Source organism: Streptomyces sp. NPDC059080 (genome assembly GCF_042739975.1).
GTDB lineage: Bacteria > Actinomycetota > Actinomycetes > Streptomycetales > Streptomycetaceae > Streptomyces > Streptomyces benahoarensis.
In genome coordinates this window covers 5,042-7,986 of the sequence record NZ_JBHYGX010000032.1, presented here as the reverse complement: position 1 = coordinate 7,986, position 2,945 = coordinate 5,042, and the positions used below count along the sequence as shown (strand labels likewise).

Below are 2,945 nucleotides of genomic sequence, written 5' to 3'. Positions count from 1 at the left end.
CTGGCAGCCCGAGGAGGGCCGCGAGATCATCCTGAACCTGCCCGCCACGGTCGAGGGGGGGGCCCCCCCCCCCCCCCCCCCCCCCACACACAGGAGGTTCCGCTCCCTGTACACCCCCGTGCTGTGCAGGCGGGGGGCACCCCCGCCCCACACCCGCGCCCCCCCCCCGGGGAACCCGCCCCCCCCCCCCCCCTCGCCCGTACCCAAACACTCCTCAAGGGCGAGGGCGGCGCGGGCACCGTCCGCCGGACCGTCCTCCCCGGCGGTCTGCGGGTGGTCACCGAGACCCTGCCCACCGTCCGCTCGGTCAGCTTCGGCATCTGGGCCCATGTCGGCTCCCGCGACGAGACCCCGTCCCTCAACGGCGCCACGCACTACCTGGAGCACCTGCTCTTCAAGGGCACCGAGCGGCGCAGCGCCCTGGACATCTCCGCGGCCGTCGAGGCCGTCGGCGGCGAGATGAACGCCTTCACCGCGAAGGAATACACCTGCTACTACGCGCGGGTCCTCGACACGGACCTGCCGCTCGCCATCGACGTCGTCTGCGACATGCTCACCGGCTCGCTCATCGAGGCCGAGGACGTCGAGGCGGAGCGCGGGGTGATCCTCGAAGAGATCGCGATGACCGAGGACGACCCGGGCGACGGCGTCCACGACCTCTTCGCGCACACCATGCTCGGTGACACGCCCCTGGGCCGCCCGGTCCTCGGCACCCCTGACACCGTCAACGCCCTCACCCCCGCGCGGATCCGCCGCTTCTACAAGAAGCACTACGACCCCACGCACCTCGTCGTCACCGCTGCCGGCAACGTCGACCACGCCACGATCGTCCGCCTGGTCCGCCGCGCCTTCGAGCGGGCCGGTGCCCTCGACGCCACGGACGCCACCCCGCTCGCCCCGCGCGCGGGCGCCCGCACGCTGCGCGCCGGGGGCCACGTCGAGCACCTGAACCGCAAGTCCGAGCAGGCCCACGTCATCCTCGGCACCCCCGGGCTCGCCCGCTCCGACGACCGCCGCTGGGCCCTGAGCGTCCTCAACACCGCACTCGGCGGCGGTATGAGCTCCCGCCTCTTCCAGGAGGTCCGCGAGAAGCGCGGCCTGGCCTACAGCGTGTACTCGTACACCTCCGGCTACGCCGACTGCGGCCTGTTCGGCGTCTACGCGGGCTGCCGCCCCAACCAGGTGCGCGACGTCCTCGCGATCTGCCGCGACCAGCTCGACCAGGTCGCCGCCGAGGGTGTCACCGACGACGAGATCCGCCGGGCCATCGGGCAGCTGCGCGGCTCCACCGTTCTCGGCCTGGAGGACTCCGGTGCCCTGATGCACCGCATAGGCAAGAGCGAGCTGTGCTGGGGCGCCCAGCTCTCCGTCGACGAGATGCTGGAGCGGATAGCCGCCGTCACCCCCGACGAGGTCCGGGAGGTGGCCCGAGAGGTCCTGGGCGCGCGGCCCTCGCTGTCCGTCATCGGCCCGCTGAAGGACCGGCAGGCCGACCGGCTGCACGAAGCCGTTGCCTGACCCCGTTCGCCGTACCACCAAGAGAGAGCTGACACGATGAGCAAGCTGCGCGTGGCCGTGATCGGCGCCAAGGGCCGCATCGGCTCGGAAGCCGTCAAGGCCGTCGAGGCCGCCGAGGACATGGAGCTGGTCGCGGCGCTGGGCCGCGGTGACTCCCTGGAGGCGCTGACCGGCGCCGGTGCCCAGGTCGCCGTCGAGCTGACCCACCCGGATGCCGTCATGGGCAACCTCGACTTCTGCGTCCGCCACGGCATCCACGGCGTGGTCGGCACGACCGGCTGGACCGACGAACGCCTCGCGCAGCTGCGCACCGCGCTGGCCGCCTCCCCGGGGACCGGCGTGCTCATCGCGCCGAACTTCTCCGTCGGCGCCGTGCTGACCATGACCTTCGCCCGGCAGGCCGCCAAGTTCTTCGAATCGGCCGAGGTCATCGAGTTGCACCACCCCAACAAGGCGGACGCCCCGTCCGGTACGGCCACCCGCACCGCGCAGCTCGTCGCCGCGGCCCGCGAGGAGGCCGGGTGCGCGCCGCAGCCGGACGCCACCAGCACCGCGCTGGACGGCGCCCGCGGCGCGTCGGTCGACGGCGTCCCCGTGCACTCGGTACGGCTGCGCGGGCTCCTCGCCCACCAGGAGGTGCTGTTCGGCGGCGTGGGGGAGACCCTCACCATCCGCCACGACTCGCTGCACCACAGCAGCTTCATGCCGGGCATCCTGCTCGGCGTGCGGCGTGTGGTGTCCACCCCGGGCCTGACGGTGGGCCTGGAACACTTCCTCGACCTGGGCTGAGCGTCATGGGCGGAAAGATCACCTACTTTTTCCTCGCGACCGTGCTGGTCCTGGTCTTCGGCGTGGTCGCGATGGAGGGCGTGCTGCTCCTGCTGACGGGGAAGCCGGCCGCGATGGGCATGGGCGCGATCGCCTTCGTCCTGCCGGTCATCGGCGCGTGGTTCCTCTGGCACAACACCCGCTTCGCCCGCGACGCCCACCGTCTCGGCCGCAAGCTGGCGGCGGAGGACGGCGCGAACGGTGCCGATGACGGGGCGCCCGCGCGTACCCCGGGCGGCCGGATCGACCGGGACGCCGCCGACGCGGTCTTCGCTCTGCGGCAGGCCGAGGCGGAGGAGGCGCCCGGCGACTGGCGGGCCTGGTTCCGCCTCGCCGTCGCCTACCACGACGCCCGCGACACCCCGCGCGCCCGCAAGGCCATGCAGCGCGCCATCGCCCTCCACGACGGGGATCCGGTGCGCACCTGAGCAGCTGGGCCCGTGACCACGGCATACGGTGGCGGGCCCGCGCGACCACGGCACACGCGACGGCGACACGGCGCACACGACGACGACGCCCGGCCGGGGGAAAACCGCCCCGCCCGGGGTAGGACTACCGGTGCGGGGTGCGGGGGGGCGGGGCGGGGGCCGGCGGCGGGG

General features: G+C 73.7%; 3 protein-coding genes. All 3 read left to right on the top strand.

The window, feature by feature from the left end:
• The first annotated feature begins 123 nt into the window (after positions 1–123).
• Genes ACFWWQ_RS22395 through ACFWWQ_RS22385 form a run of 3 tightly spaced genes read left to right on the top strand, consistent with a single transcriptional unit; the run spans position 124 to position 2,774 of the window.
• Complete coding sequence (locus ACFWWQ_RS22395) at positions 124–1,518, top strand: M16 family metallopeptidase (RefSeq protein ID WP_384598802.1); 1,395 nt, start codon at positions 124–126, stop codon at positions 1,516–1,518.
• 36 nt (positions 1,519–1,554) lie between these two features.
• Positions 1,555–2,307 (top strand): 4-hydroxy-tetrahydrodipicolinate reductase, encoded by a 753-nt coding sequence (gene dapB / locus ACFWWQ_RS22390; RefSeq protein ID WP_384598800.1) that lies wholly within the window; start codon positions 1,555–1,557, stop codon positions 2,305–2,307.
• Between the two features lie 5 nt (positions 2,308–2,312).
• The gene (locus tag ACFWWQ_RS22385) at positions 2,313–2,774 is read left to right on the top strand and encodes a tetratricopeptide repeat protein (RefSeq protein ID WP_384598798.1); all 462 of its coding nucleotides are present in this window, start codon (positions 2,313–2,315) and stop codon (positions 2,772–2,774) included.
• Positions 2,775–2,945: the final 171 nt, after the last annotated feature.

What these genes read in the sequence shown, in the direction of transcription:
- dapB (WP_384598800.1), top strand. Translation starts at nt 1,555, where the DNA reads ATGAGCAAGCTGCGCGTGGCCGTGATCGGCGCCAAGGGCCGCATCGGC.
- ACFWWQ_RS22385 (WP_384598798.1), top strand. Translation starts at nt 2,313, where the DNA reads ATGGGCGGAAAGATCACCTACTTTTTCCTCGCGACCGTGCTGGTCCTG.